Below are 21,641 nucleotides of genomic sequence, written 5' to 3' on the forward strand. Positions count from 1 at the left end.
CGATGGACGCCCGCGCCGCCGGCCAGGACGCCCTCCCGGCACTCACCCCAATTTCCTCAGACCATGCAAGAAATCTTCATCGACATCAAATCCCTCGACATGGACGGGCGCGGCGTTGGCCACCTCGAGAACGAGGACGGCTCGCCCGGTAAAGTGATTTTTGTCGAAGGTGCGCTGCCGGGCGAGCGCGTCAGCTTCGAGACCACGCGCAAGAAGAAGAATTGGGAAGCCGGCCGCCTGCGCACCCTGCAGCGTGCCTCGTCGATGCGCGTGGAGCCGACATGCCGCCATTTCGGTGTCTGCGGCGGTTGTTCGATGCAGCACCTGGAGCCGGGCGCCCAGGTCGCGATGAAGGGGCGCGTGCTGGAAGATAACCTGAAGCATATCGGCAAGGTGAAGGCCGAGATGATCATGCGTCCGATGTACGGTCCGACCTGGGACTACCGCTACCGTGCGCGCCTGTCGGTACGCAATGTGCCAAAGAAGGGCGGGGTGCTGGTCGGCTTTCATGAGCGCGGCTCGTCCTTCGTGGCCGACATCACTACCTGCGAAATCCTGCCCGACCACGTCGCCCGCCTGCTGGTGCCGCTGCGCGAGCTGATCGGCGCACTGTCGATCATCAACGAGTTGCCGCAGATCGAGGTGGCGATCGGCGAAGAATCGACGGTGATGGTGCTGCGCATCATGGCGCCGCTGACGCCGTCCGACGAAACCCTGCTCAAGGCCTTCGCCGACCAGTGGGGCATCCATTGGTGGTTGCAAACCAAGGGCCCGGACACCGCCCAACCCTATTACCCGGCGCCGGACGGGCCGGGCTACAAGGAGCTGTACTACACGTTGCCCGAGTTCGGCATCCGCATGCCGTTCAAGCCGACCGATTTCACCCAGGTGAATCACCACATCAACCGCGTGCTGGTGGCCAAGGCGCTGCGCCTGCTCGACGTGCAGCCGGAAGACCGCGTGGCCGACCTGTTCTGCGGCCTGGGCAACTTCACCCTGCCGCTGGCAACCCAGGCGCGCGAGGTGGTCGGCATCGAGGGCAGCACCGCGCTCACCACGCGCGCGCTGGACAATGCCAGGGCCAACGGCCTAGCCGACAAGACGGCGTTCTCGACCCGTAACCTGTTTGAAGTCACCAAGGGCCATCTGGTCGCCCTCGGAAAATTCGATCGCATGCTGGTCGACCCGCCACGCGACGGCGCCATGGCGCTGGCCGTGGCGCTGGCCGAGCTGCGCGAGACCCACGAGCACCTGATGCCGCAACGCATCGTCTACGTGTCGTGCAGCCCCTCGACGCTGGCGCGCGACGCCGGCATCCTGGTGCACCAGGCCGGCTATGTGATGAAGAAGGCCGGCGTGGTGAACATGTTCCCGCACACCTCGCACGTCGAATCGATCGGCGTGTTCGAACTGGGAGAAAAGCCCGTCCCGGCATCCGACAACGCCGCCTGCGTGCCGGTCGACCTGCCGGCCGCAAGCGACGCGGTGGCCTGATCGAGGTGGCCTGGTTGAGGCGGCTCGGCGGCCACGCGACAGCCTTGCTGGCGGCCGCCGTCGCGACCGGGGTCGTTGCCAGCCTGGTCCAGACCCAGGTCAATCTCGGCGAACTCACTGCGCTCGGCGCGACGGTTACTCCATCGCTGCGGGCCTGGACCACGCTGCAAGACCTGGCGGGCTTCGGCCCGGTCATGACCGGGATCGCGCTGGCCGCGCTGTTGCCCGCGGTACTGGCCGCGCACGTGATCGAACGCATCACCAGGCCGGCGCGCCGCACACCGTTGTTCGTCGTGGCCGCCGTGGCCGGGCTGTGGACGGCGTTCTGGCTGATGCTCAACGTGATTCCGATGCCGGCGATCGCCGCGACCCGGGGCGGGCTCGAGCATGCCTTGATGGCCGCCACCGGGATCGTCGGCGGCCTGGTCTATGCCCGCATGAGCTCCCCGGCGCGGCAGGCTTCCGGGTCGCGCCGCCAGTGGCTGGCGACGGCGCTGCTGGCGCTGGTCCCCGCGGCGCTATTCCTGATCGCCTCGCCGGGCGCGGCAGGCAAGCTCGATGCGGTCGATCCGGCCAGCTACCGGGTCGAGACCGTGGCGCAAGGGCTCGACCGGCCCTGGTCGCTGGCCTTCCTGCCGGACGGCCGCTTGCTGGTCACCGAAATGAGCGGGAGATTACTGGCGATCTCGCTGGATGGCGCGAAGACGCCCATCGCGACCGACGGCCTGCCGCCCGTGTTCCAGCGCGGTGGCACGATCGGCCTGATGGATGTCGCCCTCGATCCCGATTTCGCACGCAATGGCCGGCTCTACCTGACGATGGGCCATGGCGAGGAGGGCGCCAACGGCACGCGCCTGGTGCGCGCCAGGCTGGTAGCGAATCGGATCGAGGATGTCCGGATCCTGTTCAGCTCGACCCCGAAGCCGCGCGCCGGCAACAACGGCAGCCGCATCGCCTTCCTGCCCGATCGCACCCTGGTGCTGACGGTCGGGGACGGCAACTGGCGCCGCGAAGAGGCGCAGAATCCCGCCAATCACCTGGGCACCGTGGTGAGACTGGACCGCGAGGGCAAGGCGCCGCCGGATAATCCATTTGTCGGGCGCCCGGGCGCCGCGCCCGAGGTCTACAGCCTGGGTCACCGCAATCCGCAGGGCATTGCCGTCGATCCGGCCACCGGCGAGCTGCTGCTCACCGAGCACGGCGCGCGCGGCGGCGACGAGATCAACCGTATCGTGGGCGGCAAGAATTACGGCTGGCCGCTCGTCACCGCCGGGATCGACTATCCGTTCGGCCGCGTGACGCCGTTCAGCCGGCTGGCCGGCTTCGAGGCGCCGCTGCTGGAATGGACGCCGTCGATCGCGCCGGCCGGCCTGGCGGTTTATCACGGTGACCTGTTTCCCGAATGGCGCGGCGACCTGCTGGTGCCGGCCTTGCGGGGCCGCGCCATCCACCGCGTGCTGCGCGACAGAAGCAAGATCGTCGGCCAGCAGACCTTGCTGGCCGAGTTGGGGCAGCGCATGCGCGACGTCCGGGCCGGCCCGGACGGTGCGATCTACGTCCTCACCGACGGCGTGGATGCCTGCCTGTTGCGCCTGAGTCCGCCGTAAGGACGCAAAAAAGCCGGCCCGCAGGCCGGCTTCTCATGGGGAGCGCGGATCGATCAGTCGTCGCCGCCCACGATGCCCAGCAGGCGCAGCAGGCTGGTGAAGATGTTGAACACGTTCAGGTAGATCGACAGGGTGGCGGTGACGTAATTGGTTTCGCCGCCATTGACGATGCGCTGCACGTCATACAGGATGAAGGCCGAGAAGATACCGATCGCCAGCACCGAGATCACGATCGACAGCACCGACATCTGCAGGAAGATATTGGCGACCACCGCCAGCAGCAGGACCACGACGCCGGCCATCAGCCAGCTGCCCATGCCCGAGAAATCGCGCTTGGTGGTGGTGGCGATGCTGGCCATCACGGCGAACACGGCGGCGGTACCGCCGAATGCCGTCATGATCAGGCTGCCGCCGTTCGAGTAATTGAGCGTATGGGTCAGCAGCGGCGCCAGCATCAGGCCCATGAAGAAGGTGAAGCCGAGCAGCAGGGCGACGCCCAGGCCGGAATCCTTGTTCTTCTGGATGGCCCACATGAAGCCGAAGGCAACCGCGAGGAAGATCACGAAGCCCATGATGCCGGTGAATGCGATGCCCAGGGAGATGCCGGTGAAGGCGCCCAGGACGGTAGGGATCATCGACAGCGCCAGCAGCCAGTAGGTGTTGCGTAACACTTTGTTACGTGTGGCCTGACCACCTTTGCTCAGGTCGATGGTACTTTGCTGTTGGGTACTAGGGTACATATAGTGCCTCCGGTTGGATGAATGGTACGGGCAAGGTAAATACAGCGCTTGCAAGGTACGTCACAACAAGCTTACGCGAGCATTCTTAAAAGACCATGAAGACGCGCAGAAACTGGACGGACTTTTGCCGCCACTGTAACACCATGCTTGCCACTACCGCAATATCGGATATCTGGGGGAGGTATGGTAAAATTAAAGGTTGATTGAGTCCCAAAGTTCATACGAATTTCTCAGTTCATAACCTTTTATTTATTGGAGTTTTCTCATGGCAATCGAACGCACCCTGTCCATCATCAAGCCGGACGCAGTCGCAAAGAACGTGATCGGCAAAATCTATAGCCGTTTCGAAGAAGCCGGCCTGAAGGTCGTGGCTGCCCGCATGGTGCAACTTTCGCGCGCTGAAGCCGAAGGCTTCTACGCAGTGCACGCTGCACGTCCATTCTTCAAGGACCTGGTCGACTTCATGATCTCGGGTCCGGTGATGATCCAGGTGCTCGAAGGCGAAGGCGCGATCCTGAAAAACCGCGACCTGATGGGCGCTACCGATCCGAAGAAGGCTGACGCTGGCACCATCCGCGCCGATTTCGCCGACTCGATCGACGCCAACGCCGTTCACGGTTCGGACGCTGCCGAAACCGCCGCTGTGGAAATCGCTTACTACTTCCCAGCGCTGAACGTCTACTCGCGTTAATTAGTAAGGGGGAGCGCAGTCCGGGCGTTCCCCGGATGATTCCCCCGGACTAATTGAATGAGTAACTTGCTCGCCTGCGCCCTCGGGGCGATGCGAGCAGGTTCAGAAATATAGGAAACACGATATGACAACGCTCACCAATCTGCTGGACTTTGATCCCGCGCAACTCGTCGCTTACTGCGCCGACTTGGGTGAGAAACCGTTCCGCGCCAAGCAATTGCAACGCTGGATACACCAGTTCGGAGCTAGCGACTTCGACAGCATGACCGACCTGGCCAAGTCGCTGCGCGAAAAGCTCAAGACGCGCGCCGAAGTGCGCGCGCCGGCCATCGTCAGCGACCGCACCGCCAGCGACGGCACCCGTAAATGGCTGGTCGACGTCGGCAACGGCAACGCGGTCGAGACCGTGTTCATCCCGGAAGAAAACCGCGGCACGCTGTGCATCTCCACGCAAGCGGGCTGCGCCGTGAACTGCCGGTTCTGCTCGACCGGCAAGCAGGGCTTCAACCGCAACCTGACGGTCGCCGAGATCATCGGCCAGCTGTGGATGGCCGAGTTCGAGTTGCGCGCTACCCGCGGCATCGAGCCCGGTCCCAAGGGCGAACGCCAGATCACCAACGTGGTCATGATGGGCATGGGCGAGCCGCTCTTGAACTACGAGCCGACCGTCACCGCGCTCAAGATGATGCTTGACGATAACGCCTACGGCCTGTCGCGCCGCCGCGTGACCCTGTCGACCTCGGGCGTGGTGCCGAATATCGACAAGCTGTCGCAAGACGTGCCGGTCGCCATGGCCGTGTCGCTGCACGCCTCGAACGACGCGCTGCGCGATGTGTTAGTGCCGTTGAATAAGAAATACCCGCTGCGCGAGCTGATGGCCGCCTGCAAGCGCTATCTCGAATTTGCGCCGCGCGACTTCATCACCTTCGAGTACTGCATGCTCGACGGCTTCAACGACAGCGACGAGCACGCGCGCGAGCTGATCGCGCTGGTGAACGACCCGGTGGTCGGCGTGAACTGCAAGTTCAACCTGATCCCGTTCAACCCGTTCCCCGAGTCGGGCCTGTTCCGCTCCAAGAACCCGCGCATCAAGGCCTTCGCCGAAGTGCTGATGAACGCCGGCATCGTGACCACCGTGCGCAAGACGCGCGGCGACGACATCGATGCCGCCTGCGGCCAGCTGGCGGGCGAGGTCAAGGACCGTACCCGCGTGGCCGAGCGCATGGAAAAAATGGCCGAATACCAGAAGAAATTCGGCGCCGATTTCGGACGCATCGTGGAGATCCCGACCTGATGAAATTCGCCGTCACCGCGCTCGCGCTTGCATCCACCCTGTTCCTGGCGCTGTCCGGCTGCGCCACCACGGGCGCGGGCGGCGGTACGGGCGGTGACGGCGAACTCAAGACGGCATCCGACCAGACCGCGGTCGAAAAGCGCGCCTCGATCCGGGTGCAACTGGCGGTCGGCTACTATCAGGAAGGCAAGCACGAGATCGCCCTCGACGAAGTCAAGCAGGCGCTGGCGGCCGATCCGAACTACGCCGACGCCTATGGCTTGCGGGCGCTGATCTATACCTCGATGGGGCAGTTCGCGCTGGCCGACGAGAACCATCGCCATGCGCTGCGGCTCGAACCGGGCAATCCCGAGTTCGCGAACAACTATGGCACTTTCTTGTGCCAGTCGGTGAACAAGCCGCTTGATGCCTTGCGTCATTTCGACGCCGCCCTCAAGAACCCCGCCTACCAGACGCCGCTCTCGGCGCTGGTCAATGCGGGCGCATGCAGCATCAAGAACCGCAATCTCGACGCGGCCGAGCGCTACCTGCTCGAGGCCCTGCGTCTCAACCCGGCGTTGCCGGCCGTGAATGCCGGCCTGGCGCGGGTGTACTTCGAGCGGCGCGACATGCAGCGCGCCGGTTTTTTCGTTAGCCGCCTGATCGAGACGGCAAGGATCGACGCACTGCCGGCCGACGCGCTCTGGCTCGCCATGCGCGTGAAGCGCAAGCTGGGCGACCGCACCCTTGACGCGACGCTGGCGGCCCAGCTGCGGCGCCGCTTCCCCGGTTCGCCCGAGTACGCGGCGTTCGAACGCGGCGCCTTCGATGAGTGAAGTAAGCGCGACCACAAGCGCAGGTTTATAAGGACAAGGACGAGGACAATGAACGAGCAAGCAGATCAGCCCGCTACGCCAGGCAGCCAGCCTGGCATTCCTGGCAAGACCCTGCAATCCCAGCGCGAAGCATTGGGCTGGAGTGTGGAACAAGTGGCCGACCAGCTGAAGCTGGCCCCGCGCCAGGTGGTGGCGCTCGAGGCGGGCGACTATGCCTCGCTGCCGAGCCCGGCCGTGACACGCGGCTTCGTGCGGGTCTATGCCAAGCTGCTCAAGATCGACGCCGCGCCGCTGGTGTCGATGATCGAACTGAATATGCCGCCCGAGGCGCAGGCCGGCGCCACGTCCGGCGCCAGCGCCGCGCGCCGCGAGCAGCGTCCGGCCACGTTTTCCGAGACCCGGTTCCCGATCGCTGGCCGTCGCAACCGCCTGCCGCTGGGCTGGATCGCCGCCGTCGTGGTGGTGGCCGGCGCCGCCGTCGCAGCCTGGCAAATGGACCTGATTCCGAACCTGTCGCGCGATGGCGAGGCCGGTGGCGCCACGGTGCTCGAGAACCCGGCCGCCGGCGTGGTGGCGCCTGGCGCTGCCGCCCCGGGTGCTGCGCCCGCGCATGGCGCACAGCCAGGCCTGATCAATCCGTCGGTGCCGCTGATCTCGGTGCCGGCGCCGGCCGCCGAAGGCACGCAGCCTGCCGCGCCGGAAAACAATGCACCGGCGCCGACCACGCCACCGGCAGCAGGCACGCCGAGCGCCACCGCGCCTGGGGCCACTCCGGCGCCGAGCCTGACGCCCGCCGCCGCAGCGGTGACCGCCGTGGCGGCCGCCGGCGCCAATACCCTGGTGCTGAACGTGCGCGAGGATTCCTGGGTCGAAGTGCGTCCCAGCGCCGGCGGCCGTCCGCTGATCTCGCGCCTGGTCAAGGCCGGCAGCACCGAGTCGGTCGAGCTGACTGGCCCCGCCACCCTGGTGGTTGGCGCGCCGGGCGGCGTGAGCGCGACCCTGCGCGGCGCCGCGGTCGCGCTGCCGCAGCAGCCGGGCAAGACCATCGCGCGCGTAGCACTGAAATAAGCCGATCAAGCTGGAAACCAATCAAATGAATTCGCTGAACGAAGCCTGCATCCCTCAACCAATTCCCTCCGGCCCGCTGGCGCGCCGCGCCAGCCGCATGGTGGCGGTGTCGCATGGCGCCCGCACGGTGTGGGTGGGCGGAGACGCCCCGGTGGTGGTGCAGTCGATGACCAATACCGATACCGCCGACGCGATCGGCACCGCGATCCAGGTCAAGGACCTGGCGCGCGCCGGTTCCGAGATCGTGCGCATCACGGTCGATACGCCTGCAGCGGCAGCCGCCGTGCCGGCGATCCGCGAACAGCTCGACCGCATGGAAGTCGACGTGCCGCTGGTCGGCGACTTCCACTACAACGGCCACCTGCTGTTGCGCGACTATCCCGAGTGCGCACAGGCGTTGTCGAAATACCGGATCAATCCGGGCAATGTGGGACAGGGCGCCAAGCGCGACACCCAGTTCGCCCAGATGATCGAGATCGCGGCCAAGTACGAAAAGCCGGTGCGCATCGGCGTCAACTGGGGCAGTCTGGACCAGTCGCTGCTGGCGCGCATCATGGACGAGAACGCCGCGCGCGCCAATCCATGGAGCTCCCAGGCCGTGATGTACGAAGCCCTGATCACCTCGGCGATCGAGAATGCCGTGCGCGCCGAAGAAGTGGGTCTTGCGCGCGACAAGATCATCCTGTCTTGCAAGGTGTCGGGCGTGCAGGACCTGATCGCGGTCTACCGCGAACTGGCGCGCCGCTGCGATTACCCGCTGCACCTGGGCCTGACCGAGGCCGGCATGGGCAGCAAGGGCATCGTGGCTTCGACCGCGGCCCTGTCGGTGCTGCTGCAGGAAGGCATCGGCGACACGATCCGCATCTCGCTCACGCCAGAGCCGGGCGGCGACCGCACCCGCGAAGTCGTGGTCGGCCAGGAAATCCTGCAGACCATGGGCCTGCGCAAGTTCACCCCGATGGTGATCGCCTGCCCGGGCTGCGGCCGTACGACCTCGACCGTGTTCCAGGAGCTGGCGGACAATATCCAGACTTTCCTGCGCGAGCAGATGCCTGAATGGAAGAAAACCTACCCGGGCGTGGAGGCGATGAACGTGGCAGTGATGGGCTGCATCGTCAACGGCCCGGGCGAATCGAAGCACGCGAACATCGGCATCAGCCTGCCGGGCACCGGCGAATCGCCGGCCGCACCGGTCTTTGTCGATGGCCAGAAATTCGCGACCCTGCGCGGCGAGCGCATCGTCGATGAGTTCCAGACCATCGTGCTCGATTATGTGAAGAAGAACTACGGGCGAGCCGGGGTTTCGAGCGACATGTCGCTCGCCGGCGCAGCGACCCAGGCGTAAGCCTGGGGCTGGGAGAGCTGGCGAACCCGCGCCAACGAGCAGCGCCAAGAATTTAGAAAGAAATCATGTCCAAACCAGAAAAAATCGTCGCCATCAAAGGCATGAACGACATCCTCCCGCAAGATGCCGCGCTGTGGGAGCTGTTCGAGAACACCACCGAAACGATCCTGAAAAGCTACGGCTACCAGAAGATCGTGACCCCGATCGTCGAGCAGACGGGCCTGTTCGCGCGCGCCATCGGCGCCGTCACCGACATCGTCGAGAAGGAGATGTATTCCTTCGAAGACTCGATGAACGGCGACCAGCTGACCCTGCGTCCGGAAGGCACGGCCAGCGTCGTGCGCGCCGTGCTCGAACATAACCTGGTCTACGACGGCCCGCGCCGCCTGTGGTACAAGGGCCCGATGTTCCGCCATGAGCGTCCGCAACGCGGCCGCTACCGCCAGTTCTTCCAGTTCGGCGCCGAAGCGATCGGCTTCTCGGGCCCGGACATCGACGCCGAAATGATCATGATGTCGCGCCGCCTGTGGGATGACCTGGGTCTGCAGAACATCCGTCTCGAGCTCAATTCGATCGGTAACGCCGAGGAGCGCAACCGCCACCGCGCCGACCTGATCGTCTATCTCGAGCAGCACGAAGACATCCTGGACGCCGAGGCCAAGCGCCGCCTGCACAGCAACCCGCTGCGCATCCTGGATACCAAGAACCCGGCGATGCAAGAGATGGTCAACGCTGCCCCGCGCCTGCTGGACTACCTGGGCGAAGAGTCGCTGGCCCACTTCAACGGCGTCAAGGCGCTGCTGGACAAGAACGCCGTGCAGTACACCGTCAATCCGCGCCTGGTGCGCGGCCTGGATTACTACAACCGCACCGTGTTCGAATGGGTCACCGACGAGCTGGGCGCGCAGGGCACGATCTGCGCGGGCGGGCGCTACGATCCGCTGATCGAGACCTTCGGCGGCAAGCCGACCCCGGCGGTCGGTTTCGCGATGGGCATGGAACGCATCATCGAACTGATGAAGTCATTGGGCGAGCCGGCCGAGCCGAATGTGTGCGACGTCTACATGGTGCACCAGGGGGAAGAGGCGCAATTGCAGTCCTTCATCCTGTCCGAGCGGATTCGGGATGCCGGCCTGGATGTTGTGTTACATTGCGCAACGCCAACGGGCGCAGGCAGCTTCAAGAGCCAGATGAAGAAGGCCGACGGCAGCGGCGCGGCGTTTGCCGTCATCATCGGCCAGGACGAAATCGCGAGCAACGCCGCACAAGTGAAAACGATGCGCGGCGAAGTCGGCGAGCAGCAGCAGGCCAGCGTGCCGTTCGAGGAAGTGGTCGACTACCTGGTCGACCAGATCGTCGGCGGCCACGTCCATGGTCCCGATTGCGACCACGACCACGACCACGTGCACAGGCATTAATCCAGGCACTGGCCACCTACCTTTACACCTACTACAAGAAATCGCATATGGCATACGATCACCAAGAACAGGAACAACTTGATTCCTTCAAGGCGTTCTGGTCGCAGTACGGCAACATCATCATCTGGGTCCTGATCATCGCGCTCGGTTCCTACGCCGGCTGGAACTACTGGAAAACCCACCAGCGCAACAAGTCGGTCGAGGCGTCGGCGCTGTATGACGAGCTGCAGACCTCGCTGCTGGCGAACGACAATGCCAAGGTGCAGCGCGTGGCGGGCGATATCCGCGCCAAGTACGAATCGTCGGCCTACGCGCCGATGGCGGCCCTGGCCGCGGCCAAGACCGCCTTCGAAGCCAATGACCTCAAGACCGCCAAGGCCCAGCTGCAGTGGGTGGCCGAGCATGGCAACGACGAATACAAGTCGATCGCCAACCTGCGCCTGGCCGGCGTGCTGCTGGACGAGAAAGCATTCGACGAAGCGCTGAAAGTCTTGAACGGCAAGTTCCTGCCGCAGTTCAGCGCACAAGTAAACGACCGCAAGGGTGACGTGCTGGTCGCGCAGAGCAAGCTGAACGAAGCGCGCACGGCCTATGTCGCTGCGATCGCCGCCATGGACCAGAATGCGCCCGGCCGCCAGCTGGTGCAGGTCAAGCTGGAAGCGATCGGCGGCACCGCGCCGGCCGACAAGAAATCGGAAGAAAAAGCTGCTGAACAAAAGGCAGCCGCGTAATACTCGCGCATGAGATGGCCCGCGCACGCCTGACGGCGGCGCGGGCTTTGCGTCCTTATAGTCCTGGCACAAGGTAGAAAAAAATGCGTATCTGCAGCAAGCTTGTTGGCGTCGGCGTACTGGCCCTGATGACGGGTTGCTCGACCCTCAATTCGCTCAATCCATTCGCTTCGGAAAAGAAGGGCGACCAGCCAGCCAAGCTGGTCGAACTGAAGGGCAGCATGGCCGTGCGCACCGCATGGAAACTTGATATCGGCAAGGCGCGCGGCTACACCTTCTCGCCTGCGCTGACCGGCAATACCGTGGTCGTGGCCGGCGCCGACGGCGCCATCGCCCGTGTCGAAGCCGCGAGCGGCAAGCAGCTGTGGCGCATCAAGTCCGACACCGAGCTCAGCGCTGGTGTCGGCACCGACGGCAACCTGATCGTGGTCGGCGGCGACAAGGGCCAGTTGCTGGCCTTCGACATGGACGGCAAGAAGCTGTGGACCAGCCAGCTGTCGAGCGAAATCCTGTCGGCGCCGGTGGTGTCGCAAGGCATCGTGGTGGCGCGCTCGATCGACAACCGCATCGTCGGCGTCGATGCCGCCAACGGCAAGACCAAGTGGACGGTGCAAAAAGTCTCGCCGCCTCTCACCCTGCGCAATGCGCCGGGCATGATCGTGGCCGGCACCGACGTCATCGTGGCCCAGCCGGGCGGCAAGCTGTCGTCGCTGATCCTGGCCACCGGCGCCCCGCGCTGGGACGTCGAGGTGGGCGTCTCGCGCGGCGCCACCGAACTGGAACGCGTGACCGATATCGGCGGCGCCCCGGTGCTGTTCGAAAACGAAGTGTGCGCCGCGTCCTACCAGGGCCGCGTAGGCTGCTTCGACCTGGTGACCGGTTCGGCCAAGTGGACGCGCGACCTGTCGTCGGACGCTGGCGTCGGCGTCGACCAGCTGTACGTGTTCGCACCGGACGACAAGGGGGCGTTGCACGCCTTTACCCGCGACACGGGGTCTTCCAGCTGGAAGAACGACAAGCTGGCATTCCGCCGCCTGTCGACCCCGCTGTCCTATGGCCGCGCCGTCGCGGTCGGCGACTACGAAGGCTATGTGCACTTCCTGTCGCGCGAGGACGGATCATTCCTGGCGCGCGCAGCGACCGATGGCAGCCCGATCATGGGCACGCCGCTGGTAGCCGGCACGAACCTGATTTTTCAAACACAAAATGGAACTGTGACCGCGATCGCGGTCGAATAGAATAAAACATGAAGCCGGTAATCGCACTCGTAGGTCGTCCCAACGTCGGGAAATCGACCTTATTTAACCGCCTGACCCGTTCGCGTGACGCGCTGGTGGCCGACCTCCCTGGCCTGACACGCGACCGCCACTATGGCGAAGGCCGGATTGGCGAACGGCCATTCCTGGTCATCGACACGGGCGGTTTCGAGCCGGTCGCCAAAGAAGGCATCATGCATGAAATGGCGCTGCAGACGCGCCAGGCCGTGGCCGAGGCCGACGTGGTCGTGTTCATCGTGGATGGCCGCCAGGGCCTGACCCCGCACGACAAGACCATCACCGACTTCCTGCGCAAGAGTGGCCGCAAGGTCATGCTGGTGGTGAACAAGTCGGAAGGCATGAAGTACACCTCGGTCACCGCCGACTTCTATGAACTCGGCATGGGCGACCCGTATGTGATCTCCGCCGCCCATGGCGACGGCGTCAGCGACCTGGTCAACGAGGCGCTCGACATGGCCTTCGAAGGCCGTCCGGACGAGCCCGAAGAACTGGAACCTGCCGACCACGGCTTCAAGATCGCCATCGTCGGCCGTCCCAATGTGGGCAAGTCCACCCTGATCAACACCCTCGTTGGCGAGCAGCGCGTGATCGCCTTCGACATGCCGGGCACCACCCGCGACTCGATCGAAGTGCCGTTCGAACGCGACGGCAAGCGCTTTACCTTGATCGACACCGCCGGTATCCGCCGCCGCGGCAAGATCTTCGAGGCGATCGAGAAATTCTCGGTGGTCAAGACCATGCAGTCGATCTCGGACGCCAACGTCGTGATCCTGCTGCTCGACGCCCAGCAGGATATTTCGGAGCAGGACGCGCACATCGCCGGCTTCATCCTGGAATCGGGCAGGGCGCTGGTGGTGGCCGTGAATAAATGGGATGGCCTGCAGACGCAAGAGCGCGACGAGGTCAAGATCGACCTCGACCGCAAGCTGGATTTCCTCAGCTTCGCCAAGACCCACTTCGTGTCGGCGCTGCGCGGCACCGGCGTGTCGCAACTGATGAAGTCGGTCGAAGCTGCGTATGCCGCCGCCACCGCCAACCTGTCGACGCCGCGCCTGACGCGCGCGCTGCAAGAGGCGGTCGAGAAGCAGGAGCCGAAGCGCAAGGGCACTTCGCGTCCCAAGATGCGTTATGCCCACCAGGGCGGCCAGAACCCGCCGATCATCGTCATCCACGGTAATGCCCTCGAAGGTATTACCGAGCCGTACAAACGCTATCTTGAAAAGCATTTCCGTGAAACGTTCAGCCTGGTCGGTACGCCGCTGCGGATCGAGCTGCGCAGCGGGAAAAACCCGTTTGCCAAGGACTGATGGTATAAGGCGGTTAAGTCGTTCTTAACCTTAGCAGTACGACAAAAAGCCGCAAAACAGGTTACAGTAGGCTCAGGGCTGCATTCGCTCACGCAGAATATGGCTCTGACTACTTGAAAACCGGCAAATCGCCTCAAACTTTTAACTACAACAACATTACGGAGCTGTTATGAGCAACAAAGGGCAACTGTTACAAGACCCATTCCTCAACGCCTTGCGCAAGGAACACGTCCCTGTCTCGATCTACCTCGTCAACGGTATCAAACTCCAGGGTCATATCGAATCCTTCGACCAATACGTCGTTTTGCTTCGTAATACCGTGACCCAGATGGTTTATAAGCATGCCATTTCCACCGTCGTGCCGGCACGTGCCGTCAACCTCAATCTTGACTCCAACGAAGCCGAGTAAGGCCGATGGCTGACGCCCCCGGCACTCCCACGCTGCGCGCAGCGCTGGTCGGCATCGATTTCGGGACTGGCGACTTCAACGCCAGCCTCGAAGAGCTGTCGTTGCTGGCGCGCTCAGCCGGCGCCGAGCCGGTCACCACGATCACGGCCAAGCGCAGCAGCCCTGATCCCGCGCATTTCGTCGGCAGCGGCAAGGCCGACGAAATCGCCCTCGACGCCAAGGCCCTCGGCGTCGAGATCGTCATCTTCAATCACGCTCTCTCTCCTGCCCAGCAGCGCAACCTGGAACGCCGTCTCCAGCTGCGTGTGATCGACCGCACCAGCCTGATCCTCGACATCTTCGCCCAGCGCGCCAAGAGCCACGAGGGCAAGCTCCAGGTCGAGCTCGCTCAACTGCAGCACTTGGCCACGCGCCTGATCCGCGGCTGGACCCACCTGGAACGTCAAAAGGGCGGTATCGGCTTGCGCGGTCCCGGCGAAACCCAGCTCGAGACCGATCGCCGGCTGATCGGCGAGCGCGTCAAGATGCTGCGCGCGCGCCTGGCCAAGCTGCGCAAGCAGCACGAGACCCAGCGCCGCCAGCGCGGCCGCAACAAGACCTTCTCGGTGTCGCTGGTCGGCTATACCAATGCCGGCAAGTCGACCCTGTTCAATACGCTGACCAAGGCCGGTGTCTATGTCGCGAACCAGCTGTTCGCGACCCTGGACACCACCAGCCGCCGCATGTATCTCAACGACGAGGTGGGCAGCGTCGTGATCTCCGACACCGTCGGCTTCGTGCGCGAATTGCCGCACCAGCTGGTGGCGGCTTTCCGCGCCACGCTCGAAGAAACCATCCATGCCGACCTCTTGCTGCACGTGGTCGACAGCGCCTCTCCGACGCGCATGGAACAGGTCGAACAGGTCAATGAAGTCTTGCGCGAGATTGGCGCAGATCATGTTCCGCAAATTTTGGTATGGAACAAGATCGATGCCGCTGGGCTAGAACCGGGAATCGAGCGTGATGAGTATGATAAGATCAACCGGGTTTTCATCAGCGCCCATAGTGGCGCCGGCCTGGACCTGCTGCGCTCGGCAATCGCCGAGGCGGCCAAGTCCGGGTCCGATGCCGGCCAGTATGACAACACAGAAAACGAAGAGCAGGATCAAGCCTCCGGGTTCGCCGAGGAAGACGCGTCGGTGGACGCGCACCCCGGCGGTCTTGCCGATAATATGCCAACTTCCACCCATGTCAGGCCCCACTAGCCTATGCTTGTTTCTCTCCTAAAAAGATTCGGCGTCAAACTGTCGCTGAACGACCCACGCTGGGGACGCAACCCCGAAGACGACCGCAAGGCCCAGGATGGTCGCCGCCCCGGTGACGGTCCTCCCGACCTCGACCAGATGTGGCGCGACTTCAATGCGCGCCTGAACCGCATGTTCGGCGGCCGCGGCAACAACAACGGCGGCGGCGATAATGGCAGCCCGCGCGGCGAGATGCGCGGCGCCGGCATCGGCGCCGGCGTGATCGCCATCATCGTCGGCTTCATCTGGCTTGCCAGCGGCGCCTTCATCGTGCAAGAGGGCCAGGCCGGCGTCGTGACCACCTTCGGCAAGTACAGCCACACGACCACGCCGGGTTTCAACTGGCGCTGGCCGTATCCGTTCCAGGCCCACGAGACCGTCAACACCTCGCAGATCCGTACGGCAGAGATCGGCTATCGCGCGAACGTGCGCAACAAGCAGCCGCAAGAGGCGCTGATGCTGACCGATGACGAAAACATCATCGACATCCAGTTCGCGGTGCAGTACACGCTGAAGGACCCGGTCGCCTGGCTGTTCAACAACCGCGACCAGGACACCACCGTGCGCCAGATCGCCGAGACCGCGATCCGAGAAGTGGTCGGCCGCAGCAAGATGGACTTCGTCCTGTACGAAGGCCGCGAGCAGGTCGCTGCCGACGTCCACAAGATGATGCAGACGGTCGCCGACCGCTATGCGCTGGGCGCACTGATCACCAACGTGACGATGCAGGGAGTGCAGCCGCCGGAGCAGGTGCAGAGCGCCTTCGACGACGCCGTGCGCGCAGGGCAAGACCGCGCCCGTGCCCGCAACGAGGGCGAGGCGTATGCCAACCAGATCATCCCGGCCGCGCGCGGCCAGGCTTTCCGCCTGCAGCAGGACGCCGAAGCCTACCGCTCGATGGTGGTCGAGAACGCGACCGGTAACGCCTCGCGCTTCGACCAGGTGGTGGCTGCCTACTCGCGCGCCCCGGCCGTGACCCGCGACCGCATGTACATCGACACCATGCAGCAGATCTTCACCAGCACCACCAAGGTCATGATCGACTCGCGCGCCAACAACAATATGCTGTACCTGCCGCTCGACAAGCTGATGCAGCAGCAGGCAGCCAACGACTCACAAGTCGGCAGCAAGTCGGGCCCGGTGCAATTGCCGCAGACCGGCCAGCCTGCCGAAGTGAGCCAGGCCTTGGAAGCGGTGCGCCAGCGAGACGAGCGCAGCCGCGATTCCTCACGTGACAGGGAGACCCGCTGATGAACCGCCTCGTAACTATCTTCGTCGCGGGCTTCATCGCACTGATGCTGTTGTCGTCGACGATCTTCGTGGTTGACCAGCGCCGCTTCGCGATCGTGTTCGCACTCGGCCAGGTAAAGGAAGTGATTTCCCAGCCGGGCCTGCACTTCAAGCTGCCGCCACCGTTCCAGAACGTGATCTACCTGGACAAGCGCATCCTTACGCTGGACACGCCTGACGCCGACCGTTTCATCACGGCCGAGAAGAAGAACATCCTGGTGGATGCCTTCATGAAATGGCGTATCGAAGATCCGCGCCTGTACTACGTCAGCTTTGGTGGTGACGAGAACCGTGCCCGCGACCGCATGTCGCAGATCATCAAGGCAGCGTTGAACGACGAGATCACCAAGCGCACCGTGCGCGAAGTGATCTCCGGCGAGCGCGCCGCCGTGATGGCGGCGGTGCAGGCCAAGGTCGTGGCTGAAGCGAAAGAGATCGGCGTCGGCATCGTCGACGTGCGCTTGAAGCGCGTCGACTACATCGAGCAGATCAACAACTCGGTGTACGAACGCATGCGCGCCGAGCGCGTCCGCGTCGCCAACGAGCTGCGTTCGACCGGCGCTGCCGAATCCGAGCAGATCCGCGCCGATGCAGACCGCCAGCGTACCGTGATCATCGCCGAAGCCTTCCGCGATGCAGAGAAGGTGAAGGGTGACGGCGATGCGAAAGCCTCGGCCATCTACGCCGACGCCTTCGGCAAGAACCCCGAGTTCGCCCGCTACTACCGTTCGCTCGAAGCCTACCGCGCCAGTTTCAAGGATCGCAGCGACGTGCTGGTGGTGGATCCGAGTTCGGAGTTCTTCAAGTACCTCAAGCAGCCGGCGTCGTCGGGGCGTTAAACCGCGCCTCCAGGCCTTGCCAGGACGGGCTCCCGCAAAAAACGGGAGCCCGTTTTCATTTCAACGCCACCTTCGTGGACGTGCGGCCGTGGCAGATTGTCAACCTGCCACCATGTCTAGACAGCATTCCATTCCTCGGTCCGCCCGTTTTCGGGTAAAATCACCGATTCGGCGTTCGCGCCATGCGCTGGCACGTCTGTCGTATTCCCGTGCCTGTCGCCACTGACAATTCCCAACTCCCATCTGTTGCCCATGCCGAACTGGCTATTGCCTGAGAATATTGCCGATGTCTTGCCGTCCGAAGCGCGCAAGATCGAAGAGCTGCGCCGCCTGATGCTCGACAACTTCCGGCTCTACGGCTACGAGCTGGTAATGCCGCCGCTGCTCGAGTACACCGAATCGCTGCTGGCCGGCGCCGGTGAAGACACCGATTCGAAAACCTTCAAGGTCATCGATCCGCTGTCCGGCCGCCTGCTCGGCCTGCGCGCCGACATGACCACGCAAGTGGCGCGCATCGACGCGCATCTGTTGAACCGCGAATCGATTACCCGCCTGTGCTACGCCGGCAGCGTGCTGCATACCCGTCCGTCGGGCCTGCACGCAACCCGCGAGCCGGTGCAGATCGGCGCCGAGATCTATGGCCACGCCGGCCTGGAAGCCGACGCCGAGATCCAGGAACTGGCCCTCGGCTCGCTGGCCCTGGCCGGCTTTACCAATGTACGCCTGGACCTGGCGCACGTCGGCGTGCTGCGCGCACTGTTGGCCGAAGACCCGGCCGCCAAGCGCGACGAGAACCAGATCTATTGCCTGCTGCGCGCCAAGGATGCGCCGGGCCTGGACGAGATCTCGGCCAATTACTACCCGCAGACCCGCCAGGCCCTGCTGGCGCTGCCGCACCTGTACGGCGACGTCGAGGTGCTGGCCAGGGCGCGCGAACTGCTGCCGGCGCTGCCGGGCGTGCAGCGCGCGCTGGCCGAACTGGCGGCGCTGGCGGCCGGCGCCATCGGCCGCGCCGACGTGGCGATCGACCTGGCCGACCTGCGCGGCTACCAGTACGAAAGCGGCGCCATGTTCGCACTGTACGTGCCGGGCCTGCCGAACGCCGTCGCCCGTGGCGGGCGCTATGATCATGTGGGCGAGGCCTTCGGGCGCGCGCGTCCGGCGACCGGCTTCTCGCTCGACCTGCGCGAACTGGCCCGGCTGCTGCCGACGGCCGAGCGCAAGCATTCCATCCGCGCGCCGTGGGGCAATGCCCTCGAGCTGAAGGAAAAAATCGCTGACCTGCGCAAGGCAGGCGAAGTCGTGATCCAGAGCATGCCTGGTCACGACAATATTCAGGACGAGTTCGAGTGCGACCGCGTGCTCGTCCTCGAAAACGGAAATTGGATTCTCAAAAACTTAGGTTAAGTGATGTCAAATACTAACGTGGCAAAAAACGTCGTCGTCATCGGTACCCAATGGGGCGATGAAGGCAAGGGCAAGATCGTCGACTGGCTTACCGACCACGCCGCTGGCGTGGTGCGTTTCCAGGGCGGCCATAACGCCGGTCACACTCTCGTGATCAAGGGCCAGAAGACCGCGCTGCAGCTGATCCCTTCGGGCATCATGCGCGAAGGCGTGGCCTGCTACATCGGCAACGGTGTCGTGGTCTCGGTGCCGGACGTGATGCGTGAGATCGACAAGCTGCAAGCGGCCGGCATCGAAGTCGTGTCGCGCCTGAAGATCTCCGAGGCTTGCCCGATCATCCTGCCTTACCACGTCGCCATCGACAAGGCGCGCGAAGCCAAGCGCGGCGAGAACAAGATCGGTACCACCTGCAAGGGCATCGGCCCGGCGTATGAAGACAAGGTCGCGCGCCGCGCGATCCGTATCGCCGACCTGCTCAACGCCGAGCGCTTCGCCGAGAAGCTCAAGGAAAACCTGGATTACCACAACCACGTGCTGGTGAACTACCTGGGCGGCGAGGCGATCGACTTCCAGACCACCTACGACGACGCGATGGCCCTCGTGGCGCGCCTGCGTCCGATGGTCGCCGACGTGTCGTCGCTGCTGTACGCGGCCCACAAGCAGGGCGGCAAGCTCTTGTTCGAAGGCGCGCAGGGTTCGCTGCTCGACGTCGACCACGGCACCTATCCGTTCGTCACCTCGTCGAACTGTGTGGCCGGCAACGCCGCCGCCGGCGCTGGCGTCGGCCCGAACATGCTGCACTACATCCTGGGCATCACCAAGGCCTACACCACCCGCGTCGGTTCTGGCCCGTTCCCGGCCGAACTGCCGACCGAAGAAGGCGTGGGCGAGCACCTGTCGCGCATCGGCCATGAATTCGGCACCGTGACCGGCCGTGCCCGCCGCTGCGGCTGGTTCGACGCCGCGCTGCTGCGCCGCTCGGTGCAGATCAACGGCGTGTCGGGCATGTGCCTGACCAAGCTCGACGTGCTGGATGGCATCGAATCGCTCAAACTTTGCACCGGCTACAAGATCGACGGCCGCGACGTCGACATCTTCCCGGTCGGCGCCGAAGAAGCCGCCCTGTGCGAGCCGGTGTACGAAGAGATGCCAGGCTGGACCGAATCGACCGTCGGCGCCAAGTCGATGGAAGAGCTGCCGGCCAACGCCCGCGCCTACATCAAGCGCATCGAAGAACTGGTTGGCGTGCCGATCGACATGGTGTCGACCGGCCCGGACCGCGAAGAAACGATCGTCCTGCGTCATCCGTTCGCAGCGTAATCCTAATAAGAATCTGGAGTAGAAGATGAATTCCCCTGTATCGACCGATAAAGACCTGTGGGTCTCCTGGGACGAGTACCACCGCCTGATCGAGCGCCTGGCGCTGCAGGTCTATGAATCGGGCTGGAAGTTCGACCAGGTGCTGTGCCTGGCGCGCGGCGGCGTGCGTCCGGGCGACGTGTTCTCGCGCATCTTCGACGTGCCGCTGGCGATCCTGTCGACCAGCTCGTACCGCGAAGAAGCCGGCACCAAGCAGGGCGACCTGGACATCTCGAAGTACATGACCATGACCAAGGGTCCGCTGGCCGGCCGCGTGCTGCTGGTCGACGACCTGGCCGATTCGGGTGTCACGCTGCGTAAAGTGAGCGAGCACCTGACCGAGAACTACAAGGACGTCACCGAAGTGAAGTCGGCGGTCATCTGGGTCAAGGGCACCTCGTCGATCCGTCCAGATTATTTCCTGGACGACCTGCCGCACAATCCGTGGATTCACCAGCCGTTCGAAGAGTACGATGGCCTGCGCCCGCATCAGCTGGCGGCGTGGTTGAAGAAGTTCGAGAAGTAATCCGATCGGCACGATCGACCGAAAGCAGGGAAGGGCGCAAGTCTTTCCCTGTTTTTTTATTGCTGCTGCGCGAACTGCTAATATTGCGTCACTAAAATTTTTGGCATCCAAACAATAAAAAACATGACCCAAAGCTTCTTCCAGACCTTCATCCTGCTCATCCTGGTCACCGACCCCTTCGGTAACGTCCCGCTGTTTGCCGCCGCCCTGAAAGACACGCCCATCGAGCGCCGCAACAAGATCGTGATCCGCGAATGCGGCATCGCATTCCTGCTGCTGCTGACGTTCATGTTCTTCGGCAAGCATTTCCTGGAAGCGTTGCATCTGTCCCCAGTTGCGCTGCGCATCGGCGGCGCCGTGATCCTGCTGATGATCGCGATCCGCATGATATTCCCGCACCCTGACGGCGTGCTGGGCAAGAGCGAAGGCGGCGAGCCCTTCATCGTGCCGCTGGCGATTCCCGCGCTGGCCGGCCCCTCGGCGCTGGCCACGGTGCTGCTGTTCTCGTCGACCAGCTTCACCGATACGATGGTGCACGTCGCCGCGCTGGCGGCGGTCGGCATCGTGTGGCTGTTGGTGTTCCTGAGCGCCGAGAAGCTGCAGCAGAAACTCGGCCCGCAAGTCATGACCGCCTTCGAGCGCCTGATGGGCCTGATCCTGACGGCGATGTCGATCGAAATGCTGCTGGGCGGCATCCGCGAGTTCGTCCAGTCTCTCTAGGCCATCCGTGCGGGAGTCTTG

General features: G+C 64.1%; 20 protein-coding genes. 19 read left to right on the top strand and 1 reads right to left on the bottom strand.

Going from position 1 to position 21,641, the window contains the following annotated elements:
* The first annotated feature begins 63 nt into the window (after positions 1-63).
* Both rlmD and E8M83_RS12195 read left to right on the top strand, forming a co-directional pair.
* Positions 64-1,494 (top strand): 23S rRNA (uracil(1939)-C(5))-methyltransferase RlmD, encoded by a 1,431-nt coding sequence (gene rlmD, locus E8M83_RS12190; RefSeq protein ID WP_137173632.1) that lies wholly within the window; start codon positions 64-66, stop codon positions 1,492-1,494.
* A gap of 5 nt (positions 1,495-1,499) precedes the next feature.
* Complete coding sequence (locus E8M83_RS12195; RefSeq protein ID WP_229491500.1) at positions 1,500-3,101, top strand: PQQ-dependent sugar dehydrogenase; 1,602 nt, start codon at positions 1,500-1,502, stop codon at positions 3,099-3,101.
* Between the two features lie 53 nt (positions 3,102-3,154).
* On the opposite strand, the gene E8M83_RS12200 is transcribed toward E8M83_RS12195, so the two are convergent.
* Entirely contained in the window at positions 3,155-3,841 is a 687-nt protein-coding gene (locus tag E8M83_RS12200) for a Bax inhibitor-1/YccA family protein (protein ID WP_123071980.1), read from the bottom strand.
* 265 nt (positions 3,842-4,106) lie between these two features.
* Between E8M83_RS12200 and ndk the strand changes: the two genes are divergently transcribed.
* The 17 genes from ndk to E8M83_RS12285 all read left to right on the top strand — a co-directional run bounded on the left by ndk (position 4,107) and on the right by E8M83_RS12285 (position 21,620).
* A complete protein-coding gene (ndk, locus tag E8M83_RS12205) occupies positions 4,107-4,532 on the top strand; it encodes a nucleoside-diphosphate kinase (RefSeq protein WP_123071979.1) in 426 nt (141 codons plus the stop codon).
* 124 nt (positions 4,533-4,656) lie between these two features.
* Positions 4,657-5,826 (top strand): 23S rRNA (adenine(2503)-C(2))-methyltransferase RlmN, encoded by a 1,170-nt coding sequence (gene rlmN / locus E8M83_RS12210; protein WP_137173633.1) that lies wholly within the window; start codon positions 4,657-4,659, stop codon positions 5,824-5,826.
* Positions 5,826-6,641, top strand: coding sequence for a type IV pilus biogenesis/stability protein PilW (gene pilW / locus E8M83_RS12215; RefSeq protein ID WP_137173634.1), 816 nt, complete (start codon positions 5,826-5,828; stop codon positions 6,639-6,641). The genes rlmN and pilW overlap by 1 nt, the downstream gene beginning before the upstream one ends.
* A gap of 48 nt (positions 6,642-6,689) precedes the next feature.
* Entirely contained in the window at positions 6,690-7,709 is a 1,020-nt protein-coding gene (locus E8M83_RS12220) for a RodZ domain-containing protein (protein WP_137173635.1), read from the top strand.
* Positions 7,710-7,734: 25 nt separating this feature from the next.
* Entirely contained in the window at positions 7,735-9,054 is a 1,320-nt protein-coding gene (gene ispG, locus E8M83_RS12225; RefSeq protein WP_137173636.1) for a flavodoxin-dependent (E)-4-hydroxy-3-methylbut-2-enyl-diphosphate synthase, read from the top strand.
* A 65-nt stretch (positions 9,055-9,119) separates the two neighbouring features.
* Entirely contained in the window at positions 9,120-10,472 is a 1,353-nt protein-coding gene (gene hisS, locus E8M83_RS12230; protein WP_137173637.1) for a histidine--tRNA ligase, read from the top strand.
* A gap of 47 nt (positions 10,473-10,519) precedes the next feature.
* Positions 10,520-11,203 carry a tetratricopeptide repeat protein gene (locus E8M83_RS12235; protein ID WP_137173638.1) on the top strand — a complete coding sequence of 228 codons (684 nt, stop codon included), beginning with the start codon at positions 10,520-10,522 and terminating at the stop codon, positions 11,201-11,203.
* Positions 11,204-11,286: 83 nt separating this feature from the next.
* The gene (gene bamB, locus E8M83_RS12240) at positions 11,287-12,441 is read left to right on the top strand and encodes an outer membrane protein assembly factor BamB (protein ID WP_137173639.1); all 1,155 of its coding nucleotides are present in this window, start codon (positions 11,287-11,289) and stop codon (positions 12,439-12,441) included.
* 8 nt (positions 12,442-12,449) lie between these two features.
* Entirely contained in the window at positions 12,450-13,787 is a 1,338-nt protein-coding gene (gene der / locus E8M83_RS12245) for a ribosome biogenesis GTPase Der (protein WP_137173640.1), read from the top strand.
* Positions 13,788-13,956: 169 nt separating this feature from the next.
* A complete protein-coding gene (hfq, locus tag E8M83_RS12250; RefSeq protein ID WP_005666255.1) occupies positions 13,957-14,196 on the top strand; it encodes an RNA chaperone Hfq in 240 nt (79 codons plus the stop codon).
* Positions 14,197-14,201: 5 nt separating this feature from the next.
* Positions 14,202-15,440: a GTPase HflX gene (gene hflX / locus E8M83_RS12255; RefSeq protein WP_137173641.1), complete on the top strand. Its 1,239-nt coding sequence runs from the start codon at positions 14,202-14,204 to the stop codon at positions 15,438-15,440.
* 3 nt (positions 15,441-15,443) lie between these two features.
* Entirely contained in the window at positions 15,444-16,730 is a 1,287-nt protein-coding gene (gene hflK / locus E8M83_RS12260) for an FtsH protease activity modulator HflK (RefSeq protein WP_137173642.1), read from the top strand.
* Entirely contained in the window at positions 16,730-17,608 is an 879-nt protein-coding gene (gene hflC, locus E8M83_RS12265) for a protease modulator HflC (RefSeq protein ID WP_137173643.1), read from the top strand. Before hflK ends, hflC begins: the two co-directional genes overlap by 1 nt.
* Before the next feature lie 252 nt (positions 17,609-17,860).
* Positions 17,861-19,015, top strand: coding sequence for an ATP phosphoribosyltransferase regulatory subunit (locus E8M83_RS12270; protein ID WP_137173644.1), 1,155 nt, complete (start codon positions 17,861-17,863; stop codon positions 19,013-19,015).
* A gap of 3 nt (positions 19,016-19,018) precedes the next feature.
* On the top strand, positions 19,019-20,335 hold the full coding sequence (locus tag E8M83_RS12275) for an adenylosuccinate synthase (RefSeq protein ID WP_137173645.1): 1,317 nt from the start codon (positions 19,019-19,021) through the stop codon (positions 20,333-20,335).
* A gap of 25 nt (positions 20,336-20,360) precedes the next feature.
* On the top strand, positions 20,361-20,900 hold the full coding sequence (locus E8M83_RS12280) for a phosphoribosyltransferase (protein WP_137173646.1): 540 nt from the start codon (positions 20,361-20,363) through the stop codon (positions 20,898-20,900).
* A gap of 123 nt (positions 20,901-21,023) precedes the next feature.
* On the top strand, positions 21,024-21,620 hold the full coding sequence (locus tag E8M83_RS12285) for a MarC family protein (protein ID WP_137173647.1): 597 nt from the start codon (positions 21,024-21,026) through the stop codon (positions 21,618-21,620).
* Positions 21,621-21,641 lie beyond the last annotated feature (21 nt).

Origin of the sequence: Massilia sp. HP4, from assembly GCF_005222695.1 — a bacterium.
GTDB lineage: Bacteria > Pseudomonadota > Gammaproteobacteria > Burkholderiales > Burkholderiaceae_D > Telluria.